Below are 23158 nucleotides of genomic sequence, written 5' to 3' on the forward strand. Positions count from 1 at the left end.
GAGGCAACCACGCGGTCAGGAGGACCGGTCAACCATCTCGCTGATCGCCACCTGGTACGCGGCATGCGTGTGGTACGGCCAGTGCCGCTCGATCGGGGGTGGCACGGTGTCCGCCGGGTCGATGGTCAGGCTTCGGGGATCGCGGAGCCGGATGTCGACGTCGCCGGCCGCCGGCTCGGCGCGCGGCGGTGGTGCGTCGGCGGCGAAGACCGGCCCACCGATGGGATCGGTGTCCCGCCACAGGTTGCGCCACCGCCACCCGATCCGCTCGCCCAGGTCGACGAGCGTCGGCGGTCCCAGGTACGCGGGATAGAGCCGGGCGTACGTGCGCCCCAGCGGCGAGCCGTAGGTCAGCAACGAGACACTGGCCAGCACGGCGGGCGGTAGCTGCAGGATCGTGGCGGCGGCGAGCACCGAGCCGTGGCTGTGCCCCGAGAGGACCACCGGGCCGCCCCTGGCGAGCCCGGTGACCCGTTTCGCCAGCTCCGGCACGGCGCGGGCGGCGTAGCAGGGCGGCGCGAAGGGGTGCACCGTACGCGGCCAGAAGGTGCCGAGGTCCCACAGCACCGCCACCAGCCGCCGGGTCTGGGACGACCGGTAGGCGCGAAAACCGAGGATCAGGAGGCTGATCACCAGCAGGCTGATCACCCAGACACCGGCGTCGGTCAGATATGCCACGAGCACCCCCGCCGCACCACCCCCGGTGCCGAGGCGGGCGGCGAGCTGGGTGGGACCGATCCCGATCACGTCGAGGGCGACGGTGGCCAGGCCGAGCGACGCGATCACCAGAAACGCGATCAGCACCGGTCCCAGCTCCTCGGCGGCCTGGGACCGCGCGATGGTTTCCCGGACCAGCCGCAGCCGGCGAGCGTCCTCCGGCGACGCGTTCGGATAGTCCCGTTCGATGATGCTCGCGGCCAGCCCGCGCCGCCGCCGACGGCTCAGCAGGAGCGTGGCCCAGGTGGCCGCCGCGCCGATCAGCAGCGCGGCGAGGCCGGCGAGCGCCGCCCACCAGTAGGCGACCGGCGGCTCCAGCGGGCCGATGGTGGCCGCGTTGGGTCGGATCGGGTCGGGAATGTCACCGTGGTCGAGGGTGTCGGCGGTCCGGTAGACCAGGCTGGCGGTGAAGGCCGCGCCGACGCTCACCGCCGCCGCTGCCACGATCGGCGTGCCGAGCCCGTAGAGGAAGGGACGGTGGTGCTCGCGCTGCTGCGCGCCGCGCTGGCGGGCGTACGTGACGGCCGTCAGGACGACGAGCAGGACACCCTGCACCGCGACCACCCCGGCGGCGGCGCCCTCGTAGCCGGGCAGTTTGCCGGTACCGGACGGCGTCCCGCCGGCGAGGACGGCCGAGCCGAGGCACAGCGCGGTCACCGCGACGACGACCGCCCACAGCGGCCGCAGCAGGCGCCGGCTCCGTGCCGTGCTCGTGGGTACGGGCCGGCAGAGCAGGACGACACAGAGCACGAGCAGCCCGACGGCTGCGACGAACTGCACGACATGCCCGGGTGCGCCGAGGCCGCCCGGCGAGGTGCCCGCGAGCAGACTGAGGTCCAGGGTGCCGACGCCGAGCGCGACGTGGATCTGACGCAGCCAACCGGCCGTCTGTTCGTCGTACCAGAAACCGGCGTCGTCGAGGTCGTCGGTCCCGCCGGAGGTGTCCTGGGCGGACGACGGGCCGAAACCCTCGAACGCCCGCGCGGACCGGGCGCCGATCGCCCAGACAACCCGCAGCGCGAGCAGTGGAACGATCGACAGCAGGGCCAGCCGCGGGCCGGACGGCAGCGAGTGGAGCCAGGCCAGGTAGGGACGGCCGGCGCGGCACCCCGGGTACGGGACGCACTGCCAGCCGATCAGATCCAGGGTGACGCCGACGATCGCCAACACGAAGGTGGCGGTGAGGGTGGCGGCGAGCAGGCGGCACAGCACGCTGAGCAGCCCCCACCGGTCCCGCCCGGGCGGTCGCATCCAGATTGCCAGGTTGCTCAGCATGAACGGCAGCAACAGCAGCATCGAGGCCGTCCGGACGGCGACGCCGGCGGTCAGGGACCCCCAGCGGTACGCCTCGACGGCAACCCCGGCGGCGGCGCCGCCGGCGGTACCGCTGCCGGGGCGTGGTCGGAAGAAGCCCGCGTGCCAGTCCCCTGCGACGCGGACCACCATCGGGTGGTCGAGGATCCGCTCCGCGCCCACCCCGGAGATGCCGTGCACGCGGAGCTCCACCGCCTCGCACGCCGGCTTCCCGTCCACGCCGTCAGGGTCACAGACAATTCGCCGTCGCGCTGGCGATACCGCGAAGGTCAGCGGGTGGGCAGGGCGGCGGTCACCCGCACGGACTTGACGATGGCGGGGATCGAGCCGATCAGCAGGACCAGACCCCAGATGATGGCCACGATGGCGAAGACCAGCGCGCCCACGTCGTCGAGGATGCTCACCACGATGACCGGGGCGAGCCGGTGCAGGAACTCCAGCACGACGGTGCAGAGTCCGGTGGTGAGCGCCAGCAGCACGAGGCCCTTGTTCTGCGCGAACCGCGGCTGGGCGAGCAGCAGCAGCACCGCCCAGACCAGCTTCAGCAGCAGCGCCAGCCCCAGCAGCAGGCTCGCCTCGCCCACCGGGAAGAAACCCCACAACGCCAGGTACGCCAGGGTGCCGAACGGCACGGCCAGGAACAGCGACACCATGATGGTCAGCTCCACGAAGGCGATGATCAGCAGCACGAGCGAGCCCAGGATGAGCAGGATCGAGAAGATCAGCGTCGCCACGCCCTGGATCCGGCCCTGCACCCGCTCGGGCACGACCAGGCTCAGGCAGAACAGGCCGGTGGTCCACAGCGCCACCACGTCGATCAGCGCCAGGTAGCTCGTACCCCGCCCGGAGGGCTCGCTGATCCCGCCGGCGTCCACCTCCACGCCGAGGTCCGCCGCGCCGGCCAGCAGCGCGCCGGTGGCGTCCCCACCCCCGGTGAGCAGTGACGATCCGACCTCGACGAGGACCACCAGCGTGACCGCGACCAGCGCGAGCAGCAGGAAGGGCTTGCGCAGGTCACCCATGTCGGGCCTCCTCGGGGTCGTGCCGGCCGGCGGGCGCGGGGCCGGAGCCGGCGGCCGACGCGGAGCCGGGCCCGGCCGGGGGACGGGTCAGTCGGCGGCGACGGTGACCGTGCATCCGACACCTCCCGGACAGCTCAGCAGCACGGTGACCGCACGGTCGACGGCGATCCGGGCGACCGCCTCGCCGGCGTCGTCCGGCTCGACCTCGGAGCGCACGGTGAGGTCGGCGTCGCGGGGCGCCGGAGCGCGCACCACGAACGGGCGGTCACTGCGCAGCACCAGCGTCCGCAGCTCGCCCGGGTCGGCGACCCGTACCGCGCAGCCGCCGACGAAGCTGAGCACGTCGCCGGTGCGGTCGCAGTCGGCCTGCACGGTCGCCGGGTCGACGCTCGTGCCCGCGCCGGCCAGGCGGCCCAGCCGCTCGACGACCCCCGGCGGATCGTCCGCGCGGCCCCGGTCGCCGCCGGAGACGCCGACGGCGAGGACGAAGAACGCCACCAGCAGCGCCGCCACGGTCACCAGCAGCACCTTCTGCCGACCGCTCATCGCTGCGCGACCGCCCCGGTCACCTCGGTGAACCGGATCTGGTCCACGCCCGCGAAGTACCTGTCGAAGCCCTGCGTCTTGCCCACCGCGACCAGCGTGAGCGTGTGCCGACCCCGCCCGAGCCGGACGGTGCCCACGTCGGTGAAGTCCTGCAGGACGACCTTCGGCGTGAAGCCGAGGAAGGTGCCGCCGAGCTGCGCGCCGTCGACCTGCCAGATCGTGTTGGCATAGTCGAACGACGTGGTGCGCTTGGTGGAGAACCGCCAGAGGGCGTCGGCGGGCAGCTCGACGGTGACGCTCACCCGGTCACCGGGTGCCAGGCCGGTGAAGAACAGCTGTTTGTCGCCCGACCAGGTCACGTCGCAGCAGTTCGGTTGCGCCCCGACCGCCGCGGCGGTATTCGCCGGGGATTCGATCCGAGCGCCGTCGACCAGACTCTCCGCCTCCACCGTCACGACCCGTGGCGCCCCCGGCGTGGGTGTGCCGTCGGGACGGGTCAGCAGGTAGCCGACCACGCCGGCGACCACGAGCACCAGCGCCGCCGCGGCGGCGATCCACGGCCACGGCGTCCGCTTCGGCGCGGCGACCGCCCGGACCTCGTACGTCACCCGGCCGCTGGAGCGCGAGCTCTCCTCCGGCGCGGTGTTCGCCGAGTACGCGAACCCGGTCATGTCGTAGCGGCGCGGCGCGGTGCCCGCCGGTACGGCGAGGCGGACCAGGAAGGACACCGAGCCCTGCCCGGGGACCACCCGCTGCGGCTCGGTGACCGTGAACCAGGCCCGCTGGCTACCCTCACCGGGCGCCACGTCGAAGACCACGGTGTCCGGGGCCAGGCCCGGATTGGAGACGGTGAAGGTCAGCTCGCCGTGGTTGGCGGCATCCAGGGTGAACTGCGACGCGGCGGCGACGACGGTCCATTCGGTGGTCATGACGGCTCCTTCGCGGACGGTGCCGCGCTCGACGGGGTGGGTGGCGACGAAGCGGCGACGACGATCTCGGCGGTGGTCGACGCGGGCTTCTCCGCCTCGACGATTCGGGTGATCACGGCGAGCTGACCGGCGGCGGACGCCGGCACCCGCACCACGATGTGGAAGGGCCGCTCGTCGGGTTCGTCGATGACGAACCCCGGCAACCCGGTGGCCAGCTCCAGGGCTCGGCGCATCCCGTACGGGGTGCCGCGCCACCGGGCCAGCAGCGCGCCGTTGGCCACCAGGTCACGGAGCCGGCCCACCGGCAGCGGCAGCGGGGCGTCCGGTCGGGGCGAGGCCACCACGTGGTCCATCGCCACCCAGCGGGTCAATCGAACGAGCAGGTGGTCGGGCGCCCGGTAGGGATCGAACAGGGCGTCCACCTCGGCGAGGATCGCCTCGTCCGGAGCGTGCAGCCCCTCCATGACGTCCAGCAGCGCCCAGAGCACGCTGCCCGGCACGCACGCCCGCTGGTAGGCGGCGGGCAGCAGCCGCTCAATCGCCGAGCGTCGCATCCTGGCGCACCACCTCGATGTCGTGCTCGCCGGAGCAGAGCAGCCACGTGTCCGGGACGGTCACCACGTCGGCGGTGGCCTGGTTGGCGCTGGCGGTCCAGTTGACGGCGTCGGCACTGCGGTACACGCCGCGTTCACCGCCGGCCAGGACCAGTCGGTCGTCCGCCGTGGGACCGTTCGCGCCGACGGTCGCCGGGCCGCTCACGGCGACGGCGTCCACCGGCACGAACCGGGTCCGGTCGCGCAGCGGCAGCCCGCAGTTGACCGACACCGGCTGCCACTGCGGCTGGGCCGCGAGGGTGTCCAGCCGCAGCACCCCGCCGCTCTGCGTGGCGGCGAGGACCTGCGAGCCGGCGAACGCCAGGTCCCGGCAGGTCCCGCCGATCCAGCCGGTCTGCACGGTCTGCCACTGCACGTCGGACTCGAACAGCCGGGTGCGGTGGCAGCCCTGGCCGGGCTTTTTCGGGTCCGGCTCGCCCGCGCCGCTCCACAGCAGGGTGGCCGGGCCGTCGTACTGCACCGCGAGGACCCGGTTGTCCACGTTGGAGAGGCCCACGTGTGCGAAGCTGCCCGGCCGGCCACCGGCGGTGGACAGGTACACCCCGAAGCCGGCCTGCGCGGCGACCGCCACACCGGGCGCGCCCCGCTCGGAGACGAACGCGCGTACGGCGTAGAAGCCCCGGTCGGCGTCGGACTCCTCGACGAGGATCTGCAGCGGCACCGCGCCGGGCAGCAGCGACACCTCGTACAGGCCGCTGTCGGTCGCCACCAGCAGCGCGCCGGCGCCGTCGCGGTCCAGCCACGCCACGTCGGAGATGCGCGAGTCCAGGTCGGTCAGCAGCGACCACGTCTCACCCAGGTCCGTGCTCAGGTGCACCCGGGAGCCGCCCGAGGCGCGCAGCGTCACCACGGCCACCGAGCCGGGGCGCGCGATGATGCCCGGTCGCACCGGCGCGGGAGCGGGCGCCACTCGCAGCACCGTCTCGTCGTCGAACCGACCGGCCGGCTCCCAGCCGGCGCCCGCGTTGCTGGAGCGGAACAGCACCGGGCCGCGTCCGGCGTACCAGGTGTGCGGCTGGTACTGGTCGACGGCGAGGGCGCGGACGTCGGCGTCGGGCGCCTCGTCGACCACGAACCGCACCGACTCGACGTAGCGCACGCCCGGCTCGGCGTGCTCCAACAGCCGGTACACATTGGACGCGCGCAGCGGCTCACCGAACGGCCAGCCGGTCGGGTTGAGCGCGGTGGGCAGCGGGCTGAGCGTCTGGTGCAGCCGGTCGTGGATGCGTCGCCGGACCGCGTCCACGTCCTCCTCCCGGCGCACCACCACGCGGGCCCGCACCGACACCGCCTTGAACCGGGCCCAGGTGGCCCGCGAGCGGATGCCGACCATCCGGCGCTGTTCCAGGTCCGCCTCGACGCGGTGGCGGGCCTCGGGCACCTCGTGTTCGCGCAGCACCGCCACCGGCAGTCGGCCGCCCGGGCGGGCCGTCGGCGGCACGTACGGCACCAGCACCACCTCGACCTCACCGGGCCGGGCGAAGCTGTAGACGGCCGAGCGGGTGAACGCGCGGGCCCGCGCCACCGCGCCGGAGCTGGTGGCCAGCACCTCGAAGTCGCGGGCGGTGACGGCGCGCTGCTGGGCGAAGAACTCGTACGGGCCGCGTAGCAGCACCGATTCCAGCGCCTCCATCTCCCGGCCGCCGGCCGCGGGCGCGGGGTTGTCGACCCGTACCCCGGGCAGTGGATCGCGCAGGCTGGTCAGCGTGCCGGCCGCCACGTTGCCGGTCGGACCGCCGCCGGCCCGGTACCAGAGCCGGACCTGTCGCCCGGCCGGCGGCACCGCCGCCACCGTCACCGCCCCGCCCGCGCCGGCGGGCCCTGCGGCCTCGCCCGGCCCGACGGCCTCGCCCGCACCGGCGGGCGGGCGCAGGTCGAGGGCCGGGGCGAAGGTGACGGTCCCCGAGCAGCGGTCGACGAGGTACGCCTTGGCCTGGGGACCGAGCCCGGCGAAGCTGTCCACCGGCTGCCAGATCTCGAACGTGCGGTCGTCGTGCTCGCGGGCTGCCACCCCCAGCTCCACCGAGCCGGCCGGCACCTCCACCCCGAGCAGCAGGTCCAGCGGCTCGCCGGTGTGGGTGAGGGGAGCGTGCGCCGCCCGCAGCACCTGGCCCGGCTGGCCGGTGCCGACACCCAGCAGCTCCGCCTCGACGGGCTCGCAGTGGTGCATCCGGACCGTCACCGACGCCTCCCCGGCCGCCAGCACGGCCGGTTCGGTGGTGACGAACAGGACCGGTCGGGGATCGGCGCCGCGCGCCGCCGCGACCCGCAGGCCGGCCGGGATCCGCACCGCGCCCCGGTCGATGCCGGCGCGGGTGAACACGACGTCCGCCCAGGCCGCGGTGGGCGCGTGCCGCGCCACCCCGAGCAGGTTCAGAAACGAGACGTACGCCTTCTCCGGCAACTGGTTCAGCCGATAGATCATCACTTCGGTGAGGTGCGCGAACGCCTCCACCAGCGCCATGCCCGGGTCGTGCGCCGACAGGTCGGTCCAGGCGGGGCAGGACTGTTGGATCCGCTCGCGGGCCTCGGTGACCAGGTCGAGAAACCCACGGTCGTCCAGGTGCGGCACGGGCAGTGTCATGACTGTCCTCCCGGTTCGTCGTCGGCGGGGAGCAGATCCACGGAGAACACCAGCTGCCCGGGCGTCAGGCTGGCCCGCACCCGGTAGTCCAGCCGGATCACCAGCCGCCACGCGTCGTCCGGGTCCGGTCCGGCGTCGGTGTCGATGACCTCCACCCGGGGCTCCCAACGGGCGATGGCCTGCCGGACGTAGTGGATGGCCAGCCCGGCCGTCGTGTCGTCGTTGGGCGCGAAGACCAACCGGTGCAGCCGGGAGCCGTACCCGGGTCGCATCAGCCGTTCGCCAGGCGTCGTGGACAACAACAGAAACAGTGCCTGGCGTACGCTCTCGTCGCCCTCGGTCATGGCCAGGCCGCCGGCAGCGGTGAGCGCCAGCCCGCCGCCCCGACCGGCGTCGAAGCCCGCGCCGACGAAACGGAAGGCCCTCATCGGTCCGCCCCCACAAACCGCTGTCGCGGGTCGCGGACGCGGTGGTGGACCGCTCCGGGTGGTGTGCCGTCGGTGAACCCCTCCAGGTGCGAGAGCACCACCCGGTGCCCGTCGACGCGCAGCCAGTCGCTGTAGCCGACCCGGACGGTAAGCGTCTTCGCGCACGGCTTGATGGTCGGGCCGTAGTTCGGGCAGGCGACGATCTTTCGTCCCTCCGGGTCGTTGTCCACCAGCACCGGCACGGCGGTGACGGTCACCCAGCGCTGCGAGGGCTGGTTCTCGACCCGGCCGTCGTGGTCGCAGGTGATCACCGAGTCGCGGTGGATCCAGCGCATCAGCCGCCTCCTTCGTGATGGGCGCGGGCGAGCGAACGGGCCTGCTGCGCCGCGGTGGTCGCGTCCTCGGGCGCCTCGGCGTGCAGGAAGTCCACGCTGCGGGCGCGGACCACCATGGCCCGGCCCGGCGCGGAGATCACCAGGTCGCTCGCCGCGTGCAGGGTGGCCAGGTCGGGGGTGAGTTCCAGCCAACTGCCGCCCTCGGTGGCAAGCCGCAGGCTGCGCTGGACGTCGTCCACGACGATCGACTGCCCGCCGGCGGTCCGCAGGGACCAGCGGCGGGACTTCCCGTCGTCGACACCCGCGTCGTACGGCTCGACGGCGCCGAACAGCGAGCCCAGCACGATGCCCGAGGCGGGCTCGCCGCCGGGCAGCACCACCAGAACGGTGTCGTCCGGATCGGGGAGCGCCACCAGGCCCTTGCCGCGTCCCGCACCGGGACAGAGCACACCGAGCCAGCCGGCGTCCAGGTCCCCGTACGCCGGCAGGGTCAGCCGCACCCGGCCCAACCCGTCGGGGTCGGCCACGTCGGTGACGGTGCCCAGGGTGACGACCGCCCCGCCCGCCGCCGTGCCACCCGCCACCGTGCCACCCGCCACCGTGGCAGCGGCGGCCGGTGGCACGGTGGAGAACCGGGTCAGGTGCCCGTCGCCGTCCACGGTGTGCACCACCTCGGTCAGCACGTACGCCCCGGCCAGCGGGTCGGGCACACCCGTCAGGTCGATCCGCCGGCCCGGCCGCAGCGCCGGATCGCCCTCGGCCAGCCCCTCGGCGGTGGCCAGCGCGGCGGCGCGCAGGTCCAGTCGTGCCTGGGCCAGGGCCGCCAACTCGTCGTCGCTGCGCCCCGGCTGGTCGACGGCGGTGCGTACCCCGTCCGCCCCGACGTCGGCCGGGTTTGGCCGGTCACCGGCCGGTCGGCCACAGCGCGCCTCGTCGGCCTGCTGGCTGATCGGCTCGGCCCGCTGCGGATGCCAACCCAGCGCGGCGCTGGCGCCGCTGGCCTGGTCCGCGTTGGTGGACAGCCGCAGGGTGTGCACACCCCCGCCCAACTTCAGCGCGACGGGCTCCCCGTAGCCGGCCAGGGTGATCAGCCGGACGTCGTCGCCGTCGACGGCCAGGTGCAGCCCGGCCCGGCCGGTGACCTCCCGGAGCAGCTCCAGGTCGCTGTGCCGGTGCTGGAGCAGCCGTTCCAGTCGCGGCCCGTCGCTGTCCGCCGTCACGGTCAGCCCCACCTCGCCGCACAGCTCACGGGCCAGCTCCGCCGCCGTCACCGAGGTGAAGACCCGCAGGTCCTGGCGCTTGCGCAGGCGGTGCAGCGCGTCGTACGCCCGCAGGCGCAGCACGGCCGCGCCGTCGGCGGAGTACTCGACCTCCACGGCGGTGACCTCACCGGTGAACAGCGCGTCGGGATGATCGGCGAGCCGCACGTCGAGGGTCGTGCCCGGCCGCGTCGCCGGGTCGAGAGCGCCGCTCCCGGCGGCGGTGGCGAGCACCAGCTCGGCCTGGGTCGGCTGGTCGAGCCGGGCGGCCACCCGCAGCGAGCGGATCCGCTGGCGGGCCGTGGCGTTCAGTTCCACGCCGTCCAGCAGAACGGTCAGCGCGCGGGGCGCGACGCTGGTCATGGCGTACTCCCCGGGCCGGTGCCGGGCGGCGTGCTGTCCGGGTTGGTGCTGGCGATCGTCGTGCCGGTCGGCGTGGCCCAGCTCGCGGTGGCGATCGAGGCGCCCACGAACGACGCGCCGGCGCCCACCGCGCCGGCCACCGCCCGCGCCATCGTGGCCAGCGTCGACTCCGGCCCGCCACCGCCCGGCGCGCTGCTGGGGACCGCGAGGGTGGTGCCGGCGGGCACCGCGAACGGGTCGGTGATCCGGTTGTGCTCGGCCAGCAACCGCCACCGCAGTGGCGACCCGAGCGCGTCGTTGGCCAACAGATCGAAGCGCACCCCGGAGTTACCCGGCTCGGCGGCACCGTCACCGGCGGCGACCACGGCGCTGCCTCCGGCGGCGGCCGGGGTGCTCACCGCCGCCAACTCCTCGGCGAATCCCGCCTGCGCCTGGTCGGCCGTCTCGGCGGCCCGGACCAGCTTCAGCCGCAGCCACGAGCGCCGGGGCGAACCCGTACCGGTGAACGCGTCGAACCGCTCGGCCACCGCGATGATCACGCCGGGCACGTTCCAGGTCTTGCCCCAGACCAGCCGGACCAGCGGCGGGCGCAGCCACCCGTGTTCGGCGGTGGAGTTCTCGGCCAGCATCCACAGCGGCCGGGTCAGCACCCGTACGTCGGTGGGGCGGACCTGGGCCTGGACGAAGTCGACGTCGAACAGCAGGTCGAGCACCAGCTCCGTACGGCCGCCGCCGGTGAAGACCAGCGGGTCGTCGGCCAGTCCGGACCCGGTGAGCTGTCCGCCGCCCGCGCCCCGATGACGTACGCCGGCGAGCCGGGTCACCTGCACGGTCTCCGGGTTGAGCAGGCAGTCCACCCGCTCCCCGGAGGAGTCGATGAGGAAGGCGACGCGTTCCATCAGCCGCCCGCCTGTTCCCGATCCAGGCGGTCCACGTGGCCGGCGTCGAGCGCCGCCCCGGGCGCCGTCCACAGCGGAGTGTCGTCCGGCAGCTCCGGCCACGGGTCGACGGCCGTGGACGCCGGCCACACCGTGCCGACCGACAAGTGCGCCACAGTCGGCTCACGCTGCTCGCGCTGGCTGCGGTTGGGCTCGGCGCGCTGTGTGGCCCGTACGCGGTCCTGCTGTGCTCGTTCGGCCGGTAGGGCGGGCCACAATCCGCTGCCAGCGCCGCCCACCGTCGCCCCATCGGCGGTGGGCGCGGTGGTGATCCGGGGCCCGAAGGTGTCCCTGGAGGGGCCGAAGTGCTCTGCGATCCCGGGCGGGGAGCCGCGCCGGCTGGGCGGGGCGGCGGGCACGCCTGCCCGGGTCGGGTCGTGTGCGTCGGTGGTGGTGTCACGTCGTACCGGTCCCACCGGTGCGGCGGGCGTGGCCGCCGTGGCCGCCCGGGTCGCCGCGCCCCGCCCCGATGACGGACGCGCGGGCCAGGCATCCAGGATCCGGCCGGACAAGCGCCGATTCGCCGGCGGGGACGCCGTCGGCACGCCGTGCCCGCCCGACAGGTGGCTGGCGTCGAAGCCGCCACGAGTGCTGGCGATCCCCGAGGTGCCCGAGCCAGAGGCGTCGGGCACCCGACCCGACCTCCCGGCCCGGCCCGCCGGCCGCCATCCGTCCGGTCTCCCGTCCGGCCCCACCGCGCCCGTCCCGGCGAGGCCGTCTGGCCCGCCCGTCCCGGCGAGGCCGTCTGGCCCGCCCGTCCCGGCGAGGCCGCCTGTCCGGCCGAGGCCGTCTCCAGCGTCGAGGTCGGCGGCCCTGCTGAGGCCGTGGCCCTCGGGTGCACCACTGCCGCCCACCGTGCTCGGGCCGTCCGTCGCCCCGCGGTCGTCCGTCGTACCGGCTGCCCGGATGCCGCGTGCGTCGCCGCCGGGCTGGGCGGCCGGGCCGCGAGCGCGGCGGCCGGCCCGCTCGGCGCAGCGCGGGTACGTCTCATCGGCAGAGCCGGTTCCTCCGTCGACCTCGTAAGGGTGAGCGTGAGTGGGCGATCGCAGGCCACCTTCTCCCCGGTCGTCGCGGCCGGGCGTCTGTTCGACATCGGTAGGGGTCGCGTCGAGGTCCAGTTCGCGCAGCAGGCCGGGGGCGTGTGCGGCGACCAGGTTCAGCCAGTGCTGGGGCGGCTCCCCGAGACGACGGGGCACCTCCTGCGTAGGCGCCGGAGGCAGGCCGGTGTTCTCGACGAGGCCGGCGAGGCGGTGCACCGCGCCGGCCGCCGAGCGGAGCCGACCGGCCAGCCAGCTACGCGGGCGTCGGCGCGGCGGCACCGCCGGTCTCCAACTCCAGGCCCTCGTAGCGCAGCGTCAGCGAGGCGATGGCGATCTCGTGGCTGACCGTGTTGAGGTGCGCCCCGCGCCACCGGGTGGGCCAGGCGTCGATCAGGTTCCAGCGCAGCACCTCGGCGGTGCCCGCGGAGTCCAGCAGCACCACCGACACGTTGCGGCGGTTGAGGGTGCCCTGGGCGGTGGCGTTCACCCAGTCCCACAGCTCGCGGGACGCGGTGAGGCCGAAGTGCAGGGTCACCGGCTCGTACTCGGCCTGACCGGGGACCATCCGCGTCGGTCCGGGGCCGTGCTCGCGGTACGGCTGGCCGGGGATGTTCACCTCCAGTCCGCTCATCTCGGTGAAGTGGCCGTTGGTGACGCCGTTGATGAGAAGCCGGAAGTTGTACGCCCGGTACGGGTCGACCGGGGCGCCCGGCTGCGGGGTGGCGGTGGTGGGCATGTGTCAGCCTCCGATCGTCTCGGTCTCGTTGCCGCCGGCCCACTGGCTCAACTTGAACACCACGAATTCGGCGGGCTTGACGACGGCGATGCCGATGTGGGCGATCACCATGCCGGCGTCGCGGACGTCCACCGGGTTGGTCTCCTCGTCGCACTTGACGAAGAACGCCTCCTCGGGGCTGCGCCCGAGCAGCGCGCCGTCGCGCCACACGCGGGTCAGGAACGCCCCGATGTCGCGCCGGATCGAGCGCCAGAGGGTGAAGTCGTTCGGCTCGAAGACCATCCAGCGGGTGCCGTTGGCGATGGCCTGCTCGATGGCGATGCTGAGCCGCCGTACGTTGAGGTAGCGCCACTCGCTGGCCTCGGCGGCGAGCGTACGGGCGCCCCAGACGCGGATGCCCTCGCCGGCGAAGTAGCGGATCACGTTGACGCCCTTGGGGTTGAGCACGTCGTGCTCCGGGCGGGTGACCAGGTAGCCCAGGTTGACCGCGCCGCGCACGGGTTCGTTGGCCGGCGCCTTGTGCACGCCGCGCAGGGCGTCGGTGCGGGCCCAGATGCCGGCGAGGTGCCCGCTCGGCGGGGTGAGTTCCAACTCGCCGCTGATCGGGTCGCGTACCTCGATCCACGGGTAGTAGAACGCGCCGAACTCGGACTGCCGGGGCCGGTACGCCGGTCCCTCGCCGCCGCCGGACCCACCGGGTCCCGCGCTGGTGGCCGCGCCCTCGGCGGGCTTGGGCGGCTTTCCGGACGACGCGGTGGCGACCCGGGTCAGCGCGGAGATGTCGTCGATGTCGGGTGCCGGGTCGCAGATCGCCACCATGGTGCGGGTGCGCTCGGCCATGCTGAGCAGCGCCTCGTGGGACACCACGTCGTGAAAGCCCGGAGCGGCGATGATGGAGATCTCGTCGATGGCCTCCAGCAGTTGCAGGCCACCGCGCCGCTGGCCGGTGCCGGTGATCGCGCCGCCCTCGCCGACGTTGACCACCCAGCAGCGGGCGCCCCCGTTGTCCAGGAAACCGAACACGGCCCGGGCCAGCGGGGTGCTCTCGACCTGGTTCCCGTCGGCGAAGAGCCGCAGGAACTCGGTCCAGTTGTTGACCGGTACCGCCTTGCCCAGGTGGGCGCCGCGGTTCGGGGCGACGCCGACGAACGCGGCGATGCTGGTGCTCGCCGGTCCGATCGGTCGGGCGCCGCTGGGGACCTCCTCGACGTAGATGCCGGGGGAGAAGTAGCTGGGCATCGATCCTCCTGTGCGGGTGGGCGTCAGTGGGTCGGTGGCGCGCAGACGATGACGATGTCGTCCTCGTCCGCGTCGACGTCGGCGGTGAGCACGAGACCGCGCCCGCGCAGCCGCAGCCGTACCGGGCCGGGGTGTTCGGGGTCGTGCGGGACCCCGGCGATCAGGAACCGGCCGTCGGGGCCGGTGCGGGTCGCGGACGCCGTGCCGGGCAGCTCGACGCGCATGGCGGCGAGCGGTTGGTCCTCGGGGCCGACCACCCGGCCGGCGAGGGTGCGCATCGACAGCTGGCGCAGCCGCAGCGGTTGCCGGACCGGTGGCGCGGCCGGCGTCGGGTGGTCCACCTGCGTCGGCACGTCGATCAGCAGCGCCGGTCGGGGCGCGGCGTCGAACGCGGTCCACAGCGCGGCGTCGCCGGCCTCCAGCACCACCGGGTAGCTGCCGTCGCTGGTCGCGGCGGTGAGTACCCGGTCCAGGACGGCCAGCCCGGCCGGTCCGGCCACGCAGAGCAGGTAGCGGACCGTGAAGCGGTACGGCTCGCGGACCGCGCCGCTGGAGCGCGTCTGTCGGGCCGGGCGCAGTTCGAGGGGCCACAGGGTCAACCCGTCGGCGTCGACGCCCGCGTGGGGCGGGCCGATCGGGACGGGTTCCCCCGCCGCGCCGGTCAGCCATGCGGCCAGCTCGGCGGTGGCTGTCTCGATCGGTCCGCGCCCGTCGGTGGTCATCGCGGCGGCGTCCCCTGGATCCGGTACGCGATGGCCTCGTTCCACACGTGCGGGTAGACGCCGATCTCGAAGTAGCGGGTGAACCGGTTGATCGGCGCGTTGGTGTGGTCGTGGTAGAGCAGCCAGACCGGCGCGATGGTGAACAGCACGTAGTTCGCCAGCACCAGCGGGATGTAGAGCGGGCCGAGCAGACGCGCCTGGAAGATGTGCACGTCCTCGTGGCGTTGGATGCCCGAGCTGGAGCCGGCGCAGACGGTGCCGATGGTGGTGGCGTAGCGGGGTGAGACGCCCTCCACCACGCTGACCCGGCCGCTGCCGGTCGAGGTGGGCCGGTCCAGGGAGTGCCCGAAGATCAGGTGCACGGCCAGGTAGATGGCCCCGACGACCGTGTTGAGCAGGCTCCACGTGTGGTCGACGACGAACAGGAAGATGCCGCGGGCGTCTGGCGCGTACACCCCGGCGGAGGTGACCGCCCAGCCGAACGCCGCGCCGACCAGCAGGCCCACGACGGCGCCGATGAGCAGGCCGACCGGGCCGCCGGCCAGGAGGCCGAGGACGGCGCCGACAGCGACCTGGATCGCCGCGCTGAGAATTCCGAAGATCATGACGTCACCCCTCAGACCCAGGAGCGGAAGACACGGGGCTCGCGACCGCTCGCGAGCTGGGTGGGCGTCGCCTGCCGGTTGCCGGGCGGGAACTGGTTGACGCCGAGCGCGGCGGAGAAGATCACCAGCGCGTTGAAGAACGCGATGACCCACTTCTCGCCGCCGGCCTCGTCGGCGAAGGCGGCGGTCAGGTAGGACAGCAGCAGCGCGATGACGATGGCGATCCACTTGCGGAGCTTGTCGCCGCTCGGGCCGAGGAGCCCGCCGATGACGTTGGTGGCCAGCAGGGTGGCGGCGCTCGCGCCGGCGATGGTCCCCAGGGCGGCCCAGGTGAAGAGATCGTTCATGGCGATCCCCCTTTTCTGCGATGGTGCGACCGGGATGTGGTGGTGGTGAGGTCCGGTGCTCCGCGGGGGGAGCACCGGCGCCGGTCGCCGTCGTCGCGGGCGGCCGGGGCCGGACGTGGCCGGCGGGGCCGGCCACCGAATGGATCAGCCGGGCCCGGGAGCGCCGGCGGGCGGGCCCGGCGAGGTCGGCCCGGGTGCGGTCGGCCCCGGTGGGGTCGCGCCGGGTGCGGCCGGCGCCGTCGGGCGACGGCGGCGCAGCAGGAGTACGACCACCGCGGCGAGCACCAGCAGCAGGAGTACGCCGCCGCCGGCCAGCAGCCACGGGAAGCCGCCGGAGTCGGAGTCGGCGGCTGCCGGTGCGGCCGAGGGGCGCGGCGGCGCCTCGGCGACGGCCCGCAGTTCCATCGGCTTGTCCTGGTTGGAGTCGACCTTCCAGGTGACCGACCGGCCGTTGACGGTGCCATTGGTGTCGATCACCCGGCCGGGAAACGTCACCGAGATCTCGAACGACATCAGCTTGAGGAAAGCCTGCTGTTGTTGAGGATTCTGCTGGGCAATTGTGCCGCCGTATTTCGTCGGGTCCAGCGGCAACGTGAAACGGTAGAAGTCGCCGTCTCGGACCAGTTTGACGCTGTCGCTGTCGAAGCTCGCCAGCGGTGCCCTGCGGTAACTGATCTGGGTGCCGAACAGTTTGCTGTCCTGGTAGCTGGTCTCCTCGCCCGGCGGCAGCGCCGGAATGTTCTGCCGCAGCTCGGCGAAGGCCGCCGGGATGTTCTTGTTCCGGGAGCTCAGCAGGGACTTCTGGGCGGTCAGCAACAACTGCCCGTCCACCGTGTCATCGGCGTTGACGGTGAGCCCGATGTTGAGTTGCATGCAGCCGCTCAACGCGGCGAGAAGCAGGAGGCACACCGCGACGCGCAGTGCCCTACCGCGGTTGACTCTCCTGTTCATGCGCTCAGTGTGTGTGATCGCTTTCACCATGAGCAGTCAGCGATCGGTCACAACGCAGTCGCCGATTGTACCGGCGTACTGTCGCATTCGACCGAGGTGGGAAGCGGCGCGAAAGAATAAACTGGAGTTTTGCGTCCCGACGGGCCCGACCCCAGCTGAATCTTGGGCCGGGGCCAGTAGGCCGATGCGCCGATCCGGGCCTCGATCCGCGGCGCGTACGGCACGTCGACCACCGAGCGCGGCAGGACGGCGCGGGGACCGTCGAGCAGCCCGGTGAGCGGGTCCGGCGCGCGATGGTAGACGATCGCGAGGGGCGCTCCGGGCTGCCGGAAAGGCGCGGATGACCATGGACGGGCCGGCGTGCGGTCGAGGTGGCGGAGGTGGGCGATGGCGTGGTTCGGGGGCCTGCGGGTCGTCGGTCACCGGCTGCGGCAGGGCTGGCGGCCGGTGCTGGAGGCGACCGTCGCGGCGACCGTGGCCTGGCTGCTCGCCACCCGCCTGCTCGGGCATCCGCAGCCCTTCTTCGCGCCGGCCGCCGCGCTGATCGTGCTCGGTCAGGCCCGCGGGCAGCGGATCCGGCGGGCCGTCGAGGTGGTGCTCGGGGTGGCCGCCGGAGTGCTCGTCGCGGACCTGGTCGTGCAGGCGCTCGGCCCGGGCAGCACGTGGACGGTCGGCACCGTCATCCTGCTCACCGTCCTGCTCGCGGTCGCCTTCGGCGCCACCGGCGTGACCCTGGTCCAGGCCGCGGTCTCCGCGCTCTACCTGGTGGTGGTCGCGCCGCCGGACGGGGCGCTGGTGCCGTTCCGCTTCGTCGACGCGCTGGTCGGCGGCGCGGTGGCGCTCGCCGTCAGCCTCCTCGTCGACGCCCGGCACCCGCTCGCCCCACTCGTCGCCGAGGTGCGGCGGACCTTCGACGAGCTGGCCGGTCTGGTGGGCGGGATCGCCGACGCGCTGGACGGTCGCGACGAGTCGGCGGCGATGGCCGCGCTGACGCGGGCCCGGGGCATGGACGCGCGGGTCGGCGGGCTGCGCGAGGGCGTGCTGGCCGCCGGTGAGGCGCTGCGGCTCAACGTGCGCCGACGTCGCCACATCGGCCGACTGCGATCGGTGGACGAGTCGATCCGGCAGACCGACTACGTGGTCCGCAACGTCCGGGTGCTGGCCCGCGCCGGGGTGACGCTCAGCCGACTGCGAACCCCCACGCCGCCCGAGCTGGGCGAGGCGCTGCGCTGCCTGGTCGACGCGGTTCGGGAGGCCGGCGCGGCGCTCGCCGCCGACCTGGACGGGCAGGAGGAGGCCGCCGACCGGCACGCCGCGCGGGCGGACGAGGCGGCGCTGGCCGCCGTCCACACGGCCGGGCAGCTCTTCGGGTCGACCCAGACCCTCCCACTCGCCATGATCATCGGTCAGATCCGGGCGACAGCCATCGACCTGCTGCGGGGCGTGCACCCCGACGACGACGCCGCCGTTCTGGCCCGCGTGGACGAGGCCCTCGGCCTGCCCGCCGTGTGACCCGTCACCGCGTCCCGCCGCTCGGGTCTTCCCCTCGACGGGCGGTGAGCCATCCGGTGGCGCTCGCGCGGATCGGGGCGGGGACGTCGTGGCCGCCGGGGAACTCCTCGTAGGTGACGTCGTAGCCGAGGCCGCGCAGGTGCGGCACGAAGCGGCGGCTGCACACGTCGATCGGCAGGACGCGGTCGTCCACCCCGTGCGAGACGAAGATCCGCGGCCGGCCGCGGACGAGCGGCGGCGCGGCGAAGCCGGGGGAGAAGGCCAGCACCCCGTCGACCAGGTCGCCGTTGGCCAGACCCAACGAGAGGGCGTACGAGGCCCCGTCGGAGAAGCCGCCCAACGTCACACCGCTGACCGGGTAGCCGTCGAACGCGCTGGCCACCAGCGCGTCGACGTGCTGCACGTCCACCCCGAAGCCGCCGGCGAGCAGGTCCCAACTGGCCCCGGACGACTGCGGGGCGACCAGCAGCAGGTGGTGCGCGTCCGCCACCGACAGCAGCAGGTCCAGGCCCTGCCGCGCGACGCCGCCCGCCCCGTGCAGCAGCACCACCAGCCGGTACGCGGCCCCGTCGGCCGCCGGCTCCGGCACGTACGCCATCGCCGGACGGCCGCCGTCACCGCCGGGCAGCGGCACGAGACCGGTGGGGCCCGACACCACCGGCGGGTGCGGGCGGGTGGTCAACCGGCCGTGCCGAGGCCCCTGCGCGGACGCTCCGGTCGGCGGCGCGGAGTCGGACACGGGCCACCACTCCTCGCGGTCGGCGAAAGGTGCGAGGCGGTTACCCGACCGGCCGCCGGTTAACCGACGGTCGGCCAGCTCAGGCGCTGTCGCGGGTCACGAGGGCGGACGGGAAGAGCGTCACCGGTGCGGCCGGGGGGCCGGCCAGCACGGCGGTGGCCGCCGCGGTGGCGATTCGACCCACAGGGTGGCTCGCGGTGGTCAACGCCGGCGCGGTCATGCCGGCCAGCGGGATGTCGTCGAAGCCGGCCACCGCGACGTCGCCGGGCACCCGCACACCGCCGTCGCGCAGCGCCGCGATCACCCCGAACGCGGTCTCGTCGCTGATCGCGAAGATCGCGTCCACGTCGGGCCAGCGGCGCAGCGCCTCGCCGGCCGCCGCGCGGCCACGCGCCGCCGTGAAGTCGCCGTCCACCACCCGCTCGGGCAGGCCGGCCTGGCGCATCAGGTGGCGGTACGCCTGCACGGGGCGCTGCGAGCACGGTAGCCACGCCGGGCCGGTCACCATGGCGATCCGGCGGCGGCCCGTCGCGTACAGGTGGCGTAGCACCGCGCCGGCGCCGGCGGTGTTGTCGACGTCGAACGACGGCACCTCGGCCGAGCCGATGCCGATCGAGGCGATCCGGCCGTGCAGCGACCGGGGTACGGCCTCCAGCAGGGCCTCGGTGGTGTTGACCAGCACGACGCCGCACACGCTGCGGTCGGCGGCGAGCCGGTCCAGGCCGCGTGGGTCGCCCAGCGACAGCCAGTGCAGCGCCACCCCGACGCCGGCCGGCGCGCACACCCGGGCGGCCGAGCCGACGACCCGGTGGACGTACGGGTCGTCCAGCACCGCCGCGCTTTCCCCGGCGGCGGCCACCACCAGCCGTACGCCGCCGCCACGCACCAGCGCCCGGGCGGCCGGGTTGGGCACGTAACCCAGCTGGTCGGCGGCCGTCACCACGCGCTCCCGGGCGTCCGGCGAGGCGAACCCCGTCCCGGCGATCACCCGCGAGGCCGTGGACCGGGACACCCCGGCGGCCCGGGCGACGTCCTCCAGAGTCGCCGGCCGGTGTGCCGCTGCCGTCATCGTGCCCTCCCCCCGGCGCCCGCCCGGGGCGGGCGTACACCTGCCAGGAATCATCCCCCGGCCTGCGCGTTTCCGGTAAGGGGCGGTGCCCGCTTGTGGTGGTAGCGCTCTCAGGTGTGCGATCGTGCCAGGAGATCACCCCGAGGAGAAGGAACCACCCCTGTGAGCGCCCCCACCAGCCCGGCCGTCGCCCCGGACACCACCGTTCCGGCACGGATCGTCCGGCTCGCCCGTAACGGCGTCGCCGTCACCTTCACCCTGAACGGCCTGGCCGTCGGCAGTTGGTTCTCCCGGGTGCCGGCCGTCCGCGAGGCGCTGGACCTCTCCGCCGGGCGCCTCGGCCTCCTGCTGCTGGCGATGAGCGTGGGCGCGCTGCTCGCCATGCCGACCTCCGGGCTGCTCGCCCAGCGCCTCGGCTCGGCCCGCACCGTGACGATCGCCACCGTGCTGGTCGCGGTCGGCCTGATCGTGGCCGGGCTGGGCGCGACGGTCGCCGGGTCGTCCGTCGTCGTCGGGCTGGGGCTGGTCGCCTTCGGCTACGGCTCCGGCGCCTGCGACGTGGCGATGAACGTCGAGGGCGCCACGGTGGAGCGGCGGTTGGGGCGTACCGTCATGCCTCGCTTCCACGCGGCCTGGAGTCTCGGGTCGGTGGCCGGCGCGGGCCTCGGCGCCGGGGCCGCCCGCCTGGACGTGCCGGTCGGCGGGCACCTCGCCGCGGTGGCGGTGGTGGTGCTCGTCGGCACCGTGCTCGCCTCCCGGATGTTCCTGCCCCGACCGGCCGTCGATGCGGCCAACCAGACGGCGGACACCAGCCCGGCCGGCCGCCGCCGGGCCCAGCTCGCCGCCTGGCGGGAGCCGCGCACCCTGCTCATCGGGCTGTTCGTGCTGGTGGCGGCGTTCGCCGAGGGCAGCGCCAACGACTGGCTGGCGGTCGCTTTCGTGGACGGTCGGGACCTGAGCGAGGCGGCCGGAGCGGCGGTCTTCGGCGTGTTCGTCTTCGGTATGACCATCGGGCGCACCGCGGGCACCATCGCGCTGGACCGCTGGGGTCGGGTGCCGGTGCTCAGCGGCACCCTGCTGCTCGCCGCTGCCGGCGCCGGTCTGGCCGTGCTGGCCGGCTCGGGGCCGGTGGCCATCGTCGGCGTCGCGCTGTGGGGGCTCGGCGCGTCGCTGGGCTTCCCGGTCGGCATGAGCGCGGCGGCCGACGAGGAGGCGCACGCGGCGGTGCGGGTCAGCGTGGTCGCGGTGATCGGCTACACGGCCTTCCTTGGCGGACCGCCGCTGCTGGGCCTGCTCGGTGACCACGTCGGCATCCTGCGGGCGCTGCTGGTGGTGCCGCTGCTGCTCCTGCCGACGCTGGCGCTGGTGCCGGCGCTGCGCCAGCCGCGAGCCGACGAGAAGGCTCCGGCAGCAGCCGACGAGCGGGCTCCGGCAGCACAGAAAAACTAACCCGGATCGCGGCGTGGCGGTATCGGGTGCGCGGCCGAGTGCGTCGCGCGCCCGCGCTGGCTACGGTCGCCCGATGCCAACCGACGAGATCACCGCCGCTGCGGCGGGCAGCTGGACCCTGGGCGACCGCACCGTGCACCGGATGGGCTTCGGCTCGATGCGGATCACCGCGAACCCCGACCGCGAGCGTGCGATCGCGCTGCTGCGCCGCGCCGTGGAGCTCGGCGTCAACCACATCGACACGGCGGCGTTCTACGTCTCGCCCGGAGGAACCCTGCGGGTGGGCACCGGCCCCGCCAGGTACGCCACCGAGCTGATCCGCGCGGCGCTCGCCCCGTACCCCGAGGATCTGGTCATCGCCACCAAGGTCGGCTTCGGCTACGACCCGGTGACCGGATTCGGCGAGGCGGAGACTCCCGCGCAGCTGCGCGCCCAGGTCGAGGAGAACCTGCGCCGCCTCGGCCGCGACCGGCTGGATGTGGTGAACCTGCGGCTCGGCCGGGGGCCGGGCGCGATGCCGCTGGCCGAGCGGTTCGGCGTCCTGGCCGAGCTGCGCGCCGCCGGGCTGATCCGGCACCTCGGGCTGTCCAACGTCCGGCCCGAGCAGGTGGACGAGGTGGCGGGCATCGCGCCTGTGGTCTGCGTGCAGAACAACTACGGCGTGGACGCGTACCGGGAGCAGGACGCCTTCGTCCGCGCCTGCGGCGAGCGGGGCATCGCCTACGTGCCCTTCTTCGCGCTGGCCGGCACCGGTCGGGAGGCGGGTGCGAGCGCCACGCAGGGCGCGGCCGTCGAGGCGGTCGCCCGGGCCCACGGCGTCACCCCCCAGCAGGTACGCCTGGCCTGGACGCTGCACCAGGGCCCGCACGTCCTCGCGATCCCCGGCACCGGCGACCCGGCCCACCTGCGGGAGAACATCGCCGCCGCCTCCCTGACCCTGACCCCCGAGGACCTGACCCGCCTGACCTGAGCCCTGTCCCCGGTGATCATGAGGTTGTCGCCGCCGATGCCGGCGTGACGCGCCGACAACTTCATGATCATCGGAGCCAGACCCGGAGGGGGCCCGCGGGGAGGAAGCCGGCTCGGCGGGCGGGTGCCAGGTCGGGGGTGCTTTCGTAGCCGACCAGGGGTACGCCGGGCAGGGTGGCCGCAATCGCGTGCCAGATCTCGTCCGGGTCGTCGGTGTGGGTGAACACGTTGGAGACGCCGGCCGGGTCGTCGCCGCTGACCACCGCCCCGCCGACGACAGCGCCCCGCTCGTCGTAACGGGCCAGCACCCGGATGCCCGCATCGGCCAGCAGCGCCGGGCGGAACAGCTCCCCGCCGCCGTGCGCGCTCGCCCAGGCCGCCAGCCCTCGCCCGGTGGTGACCGGGGTGAGCGGCGGAACGGCCGGCGTACCGGTCGGCGGGCGGTGGATCCACTGCGCGTCGAAGAGCACCCGGAACCCGTACGCCGAGAGGTCGAGGTCGGCGAAGCTGTCCTTCACCGACGCGCCGGGCCCGACGTCGATCCGCGCCAGCAGCGCCTCGGGGTCGACGCCGGGGCGCAGGGTGACCGCGTCCGGATACCAGGGCGGTGAGCGGTGGGGCACCGACCACGCCTCGACGTCGATCCGACCGGCCAGTCCGTGGCTGGCGCACACGGCGTCGCACCAGCGCGCGTTGTCGTACGCCGCCGCCTCCCGCACGTCCTTCGACAC

The 23158-nt window shown here is 74.4% G+C and carries 23 protein-coding genes; 3 read left to right on the plus strand and 20 right to left on the minus strand.

What is annotated here, in order from left to right; genetic code table 11:
• Positions 1-15 precede the first annotated feature (15 nt).
• The 17 genes from OG505_RS08680 to OG505_RS08760 form a co-directional block, all read right to left on the minus strand.
• Positions 16-2250, minus strand: coding sequence for a hypothetical protein (locus OG505_RS08680; RefSeq protein ID WP_405432370.1), 2235 nt, complete (start codon positions 2248-2250; stop codon positions 16-18).
• Positions 2251-2300: 50 nt separating this feature from the next.
• Complete coding sequence (locus tag OG505_RS08685) at positions 2301-3053, minus strand: hypothetical protein (protein WP_405432372.1); 753 nt, start codon at positions 3051-3053, stop codon at positions 2301-2303.
• 87 nt (positions 3054-3140) lie between these two features.
• Positions 3141-3599 (minus strand): hypothetical protein, encoded by a 459-nt coding sequence (locus OG505_RS08690; RefSeq protein ID WP_405432374.1) that lies wholly within the window; start codon positions 3597-3599, stop codon positions 3141-3143.
• Entirely contained in the window at positions 3596-4528 is a 933-nt protein-coding gene (locus OG505_RS08695; RefSeq protein WP_405432376.1) for a hypothetical protein, read from the minus strand. Before OG505_RS08695 ends, OG505_RS08690 begins: the two co-directional genes overlap by 4 nt.
• The gene (locus OG505_RS08700; protein WP_405432378.1) at positions 4525-5082 is read right to left on the minus strand and encodes a phage tail protein; all 558 of its coding nucleotides are present in this window, start codon (positions 5080-5082) and stop codon (positions 4525-4527) included. Before OG505_RS08700 ends, OG505_RS08695 begins: the two co-directional genes overlap by 4 nt.
• Complete coding sequence (locus tag OG505_RS08705) at positions 5063-7726, minus strand: putative baseplate assembly protein (RefSeq protein WP_405432380.1); 2664 nt, start codon at positions 7724-7726, stop codon at positions 5063-5065. Before OG505_RS08705 ends, OG505_RS08700 begins: the two co-directional genes overlap by 20 nt.
• Positions 7723-8154, minus strand: a complete 432-nt coding sequence (locus OG505_RS08710) for a GPW/gp25 family protein (RefSeq protein WP_354862851.1) — start codon at positions 8152-8154, stop codon at positions 7723-7725. The genes OG505_RS08705 and OG505_RS08710 overlap by 4 nt, the downstream gene beginning before the upstream one ends.
• Positions 8151-8489, minus strand: coding sequence for a hypothetical protein (locus OG505_RS08715; protein ID WP_405432382.1), 339 nt, complete (start codon positions 8487-8489; stop codon positions 8151-8153). The genes OG505_RS08710 and OG505_RS08715 overlap by 4 nt, the downstream gene beginning before the upstream one ends.
• Positions 8489-10111, minus strand: coding sequence for a contractile injection system protein, VgrG/Pvc8 family (locus OG505_RS08720; protein WP_405432384.1), 1623 nt, complete (start codon positions 10109-10111; stop codon positions 8489-8491). Before OG505_RS08720 ends, OG505_RS08715 begins: the two co-directional genes overlap by 1 nt.
• Positions 10108-11010, minus strand: a complete 903-nt coding sequence (locus tag OG505_RS08725; protein ID WP_405432386.1) for a hypothetical protein — start codon at positions 11008-11010, stop codon at positions 10108-10110. Before OG505_RS08725 ends, OG505_RS08720 begins: the two co-directional genes overlap by 4 nt.
• A complete protein-coding gene (locus OG505_RS08730) occupies positions 11010-12368 on the minus strand; it encodes a hypothetical protein (protein WP_405432388.1) in 1359 nt (452 codons plus the stop codon). The genes OG505_RS08725 and OG505_RS08730 overlap by 1 nt, the downstream gene beginning before the upstream one ends.
• Positions 12343-12825 (minus strand): phage tail protein, encoded by a 483-nt coding sequence (locus OG505_RS08735; RefSeq protein WP_354862842.1) that lies wholly within the window; start codon positions 12823-12825, stop codon positions 12343-12345. Before OG505_RS08735 ends, OG505_RS08730 begins: the two co-directional genes overlap by 26 nt.
• 3 nt (positions 12826-12828) lie before the next feature.
• On the minus strand, positions 12829-14064 hold the full coding sequence (locus OG505_RS08740; protein ID WP_405432390.1) for a phage tail sheath family protein: 1236 nt from the start codon (positions 14062-14064) through the stop codon (positions 12829-12831).
• A 23-nt stretch (positions 14065-14087) separates the two neighbouring features.
• A complete protein-coding gene (locus OG505_RS08745; protein WP_405432392.1) occupies positions 14088-14786 on the minus strand; it encodes a carboxypeptidase-like regulatory domain-containing protein in 699 nt (232 codons plus the stop codon).
• Positions 14783-15391 carry a glycine zipper family protein gene (locus tag OG505_RS08750; protein ID WP_405432394.1) on the minus strand — a complete coding sequence of 203 codons (609 nt, stop codon included), beginning with the start codon at positions 15389-15391 and terminating at the stop codon, positions 14783-14785. The genes OG505_RS08745 and OG505_RS08750 overlap by 4 nt, the downstream gene beginning before the upstream one ends.
• 11 nt (positions 15392-15402) lie before the next feature.
• Positions 15403-15738 (minus strand): hypothetical protein, encoded by a 336-nt coding sequence (locus OG505_RS08755; RefSeq protein WP_357497067.1) that lies wholly within the window; start codon positions 15736-15738, stop codon positions 15403-15405.
• A gap of 144 nt (positions 15739-15882) precedes the next feature.
• Positions 15883-16689, minus strand: coding sequence for an LppM family (lipo)protein (locus OG505_RS08760; RefSeq protein WP_405432396.1), 807 nt, complete (start codon positions 16687-16689; stop codon positions 15883-15885).
• Positions 16690-17076: 387 nt separating this feature from the next.
• Here OG505_RS08760 and OG505_RS08765 point away from each other — a divergent pair, with 387 nt between their 5' ends.
• Complete coding sequence (locus OG505_RS08765; protein ID WP_405432398.1) at positions 17077-18201, plus strand: FUSC family protein; 1125 nt, start codon at positions 17077-17079, stop codon at positions 18199-18201.
• A gap of 4 nt (positions 18202-18205) precedes the next feature.
• Here OG505_RS08765 and OG505_RS08770 read toward each other — a convergent pair whose 3' ends face one another.
• The gene (locus OG505_RS08770; protein WP_405432400.1) at positions 18206-18940 is read right to left on the minus strand and encodes an alpha/beta hydrolase; all 735 of its coding nucleotides are present in this window, start codon (positions 18938-18940) and stop codon (positions 18206-18208) included.
• A gap of 79 nt (positions 18941-19019) precedes the next feature.
• Positions 19020-20009: a LacI family DNA-binding transcriptional regulator gene (locus OG505_RS08775; RefSeq protein ID WP_405432402.1), complete on the minus strand. Its 990-nt coding sequence runs from the start codon at positions 20007-20009 to the stop codon at positions 19020-19022.
• 162 nt (positions 20010-20171) lie between these two features.
• On the opposite strand from OG505_RS08775, the gene OG505_RS08780 reads away from it, so the two are divergent.
• The gene (locus OG505_RS08780; protein ID WP_405432404.1) at positions 20172-21458 is read left to right on the plus strand and encodes an MFS transporter; all 1287 of its coding nucleotides are present in this window, start codon (positions 20172-20174) and stop codon (positions 21456-21458) included.
• 73 nt (positions 21459-21531) lie between these two features.
• A complete protein-coding gene (locus OG505_RS08785) occupies positions 21532-22428 on the plus strand; it encodes an aldo/keto reductase (RefSeq protein WP_405432406.1) in 897 nt (298 codons plus the stop codon).
• Between the two features lie 67 nt (positions 22429-22495).
• On the opposite strand, the gene OG505_RS08790 is transcribed toward OG505_RS08785, so the two are convergent.
• Positions 22496-23158: a hypothetical protein gene (locus OG505_RS08790; protein WP_405432407.1), complete on the minus strand. Its 663-nt coding sequence runs from the start codon at positions 23156-23158 to the stop codon at positions 22496-22498.

Source organism: Micromonospora sp. NBC_00617 (assembly GCF_045161355.1).
GTDB lineage: Bacteria > Actinomycetota > Actinomycetes > Mycobacteriales > Micromonosporaceae > Micromonospora.

Bases quoted from the DNA above. Each gene is read 5' to 3' on its own strand.
- OG505_RS08685 (WP_405432372.1), bottom strand. From the start codon at position 3,053: ATGGGTGACCTGCGCAAGCCCTTCCTGCTGCTCGCGCTGGTCGCGGTC.
- OG505_RS08690 (WP_405432374.1), bottom strand. From the start codon at position 3,599: ATGAGCGGTCGGCAGAAGGTGCTGCTGGTGACCGTGGCGGCGCTGCTG.
- OG505_RS08695 (WP_405432376.1), bottom strand. From the start codon at position 4,528: ATGACCACCGAATGGACCGTCGTCGCCGCCGCGTCGCAGTTCACCCTG.
- OG505_RS08700 (WP_405432378.1), bottom strand. From the start codon at position 5,082: ATGCGACGCTCGGCGATTGAGCGGCTGCTGCCCGCCGCCTACCAGCGG.
- OG505_RS08705 (WP_405432380.1), bottom strand. From the start codon at position 7,726: ATGACACTGCCCGTGCCGCACCTGGACGACCGTGGGTTTCTCGACCTG.
- OG505_RS08710 (WP_354862851.1), bottom strand. From the start codon at position 8,154: ATGAGGGCCTTCCGTTTCGTCGGCGCGGGCTTCGACGCCGGTCGGGGC.
- OG505_RS08715 (WP_405432382.1), bottom strand. From the start codon at position 8,489: ATGCGCTGGATCCACCGCGACTCGGTGATCACCTGCGACCACGACGGC.
- OG505_RS08720 (WP_405432384.1), bottom strand. From the start codon at position 10,111: ATGACCAGCGTCGCGCCCCGCGCGCTGACCGTTCTGCTGGACGGCGTG.
- OG505_RS08725 (WP_405432386.1), bottom strand. From the start codon at position 11,010: ATGGAACGCGTCGCCTTCCTCATCGACTCCTCCGGGGAGCGGGTGGAC.
- OG505_RS08735 (WP_354862842.1), bottom strand. From the start codon at position 12,825: ATGCCCACCACCGCCACCCCGCAGCCGGGCGCCCCGGTCGACCCGTAC.
- OG505_RS08740 (WP_405432390.1), bottom strand. From the start codon at position 14,064: ATGCCCAGCTACTTCTCCCCCGGCATCTACGTCGAGGAGGTCCCCAGC.
- OG505_RS08745 (WP_405432392.1), bottom strand. From the start codon at position 14,786: ATGACCACCGACGGGCGCGGACCGATCGAGACAGCCACCGCCGAGCTG.
- OG505_RS08750 (WP_405432394.1), bottom strand. From the start codon at position 15,391: ATGATCTTCGGAATTCTCAGCGCGGCGATCCAGGTCGCTGTCGGCGCC.
- OG505_RS08755 (WP_357497067.1), bottom strand. From the start codon at position 15,738: ATGAACGATCTCTTCACCTGGGCCGCCCTGGGGACCATCGCCGGCGCG.
- OG505_RS08760 (WP_405432396.1), bottom strand. From the start codon at position 16,689: ATGAACAGGAGAGTCAACCGCGGTAGGGCACTGCGCGTCGCGGTGTGC.
- OG505_RS08765 (WP_405432398.1), top strand. From the start codon at position 17,077: ATGGCGTGGTTCGGGGGCCTGCGGGTCGTCGGTCACCGGCTGCGGCAG.
- OG505_RS08775 (WP_405432402.1), bottom strand. From the start codon at position 20,009: ATGACGGCAGCGGCACACCGGCCGGCGACTCTGGAGGACGTCGCCCGG.
- OG505_RS08785 (WP_405432406.1), top strand. From the start codon at position 21,532: ATGCCAACCGACGAGATCACCGCCGCTGCGGCGGGCAGCTGGACCCTG.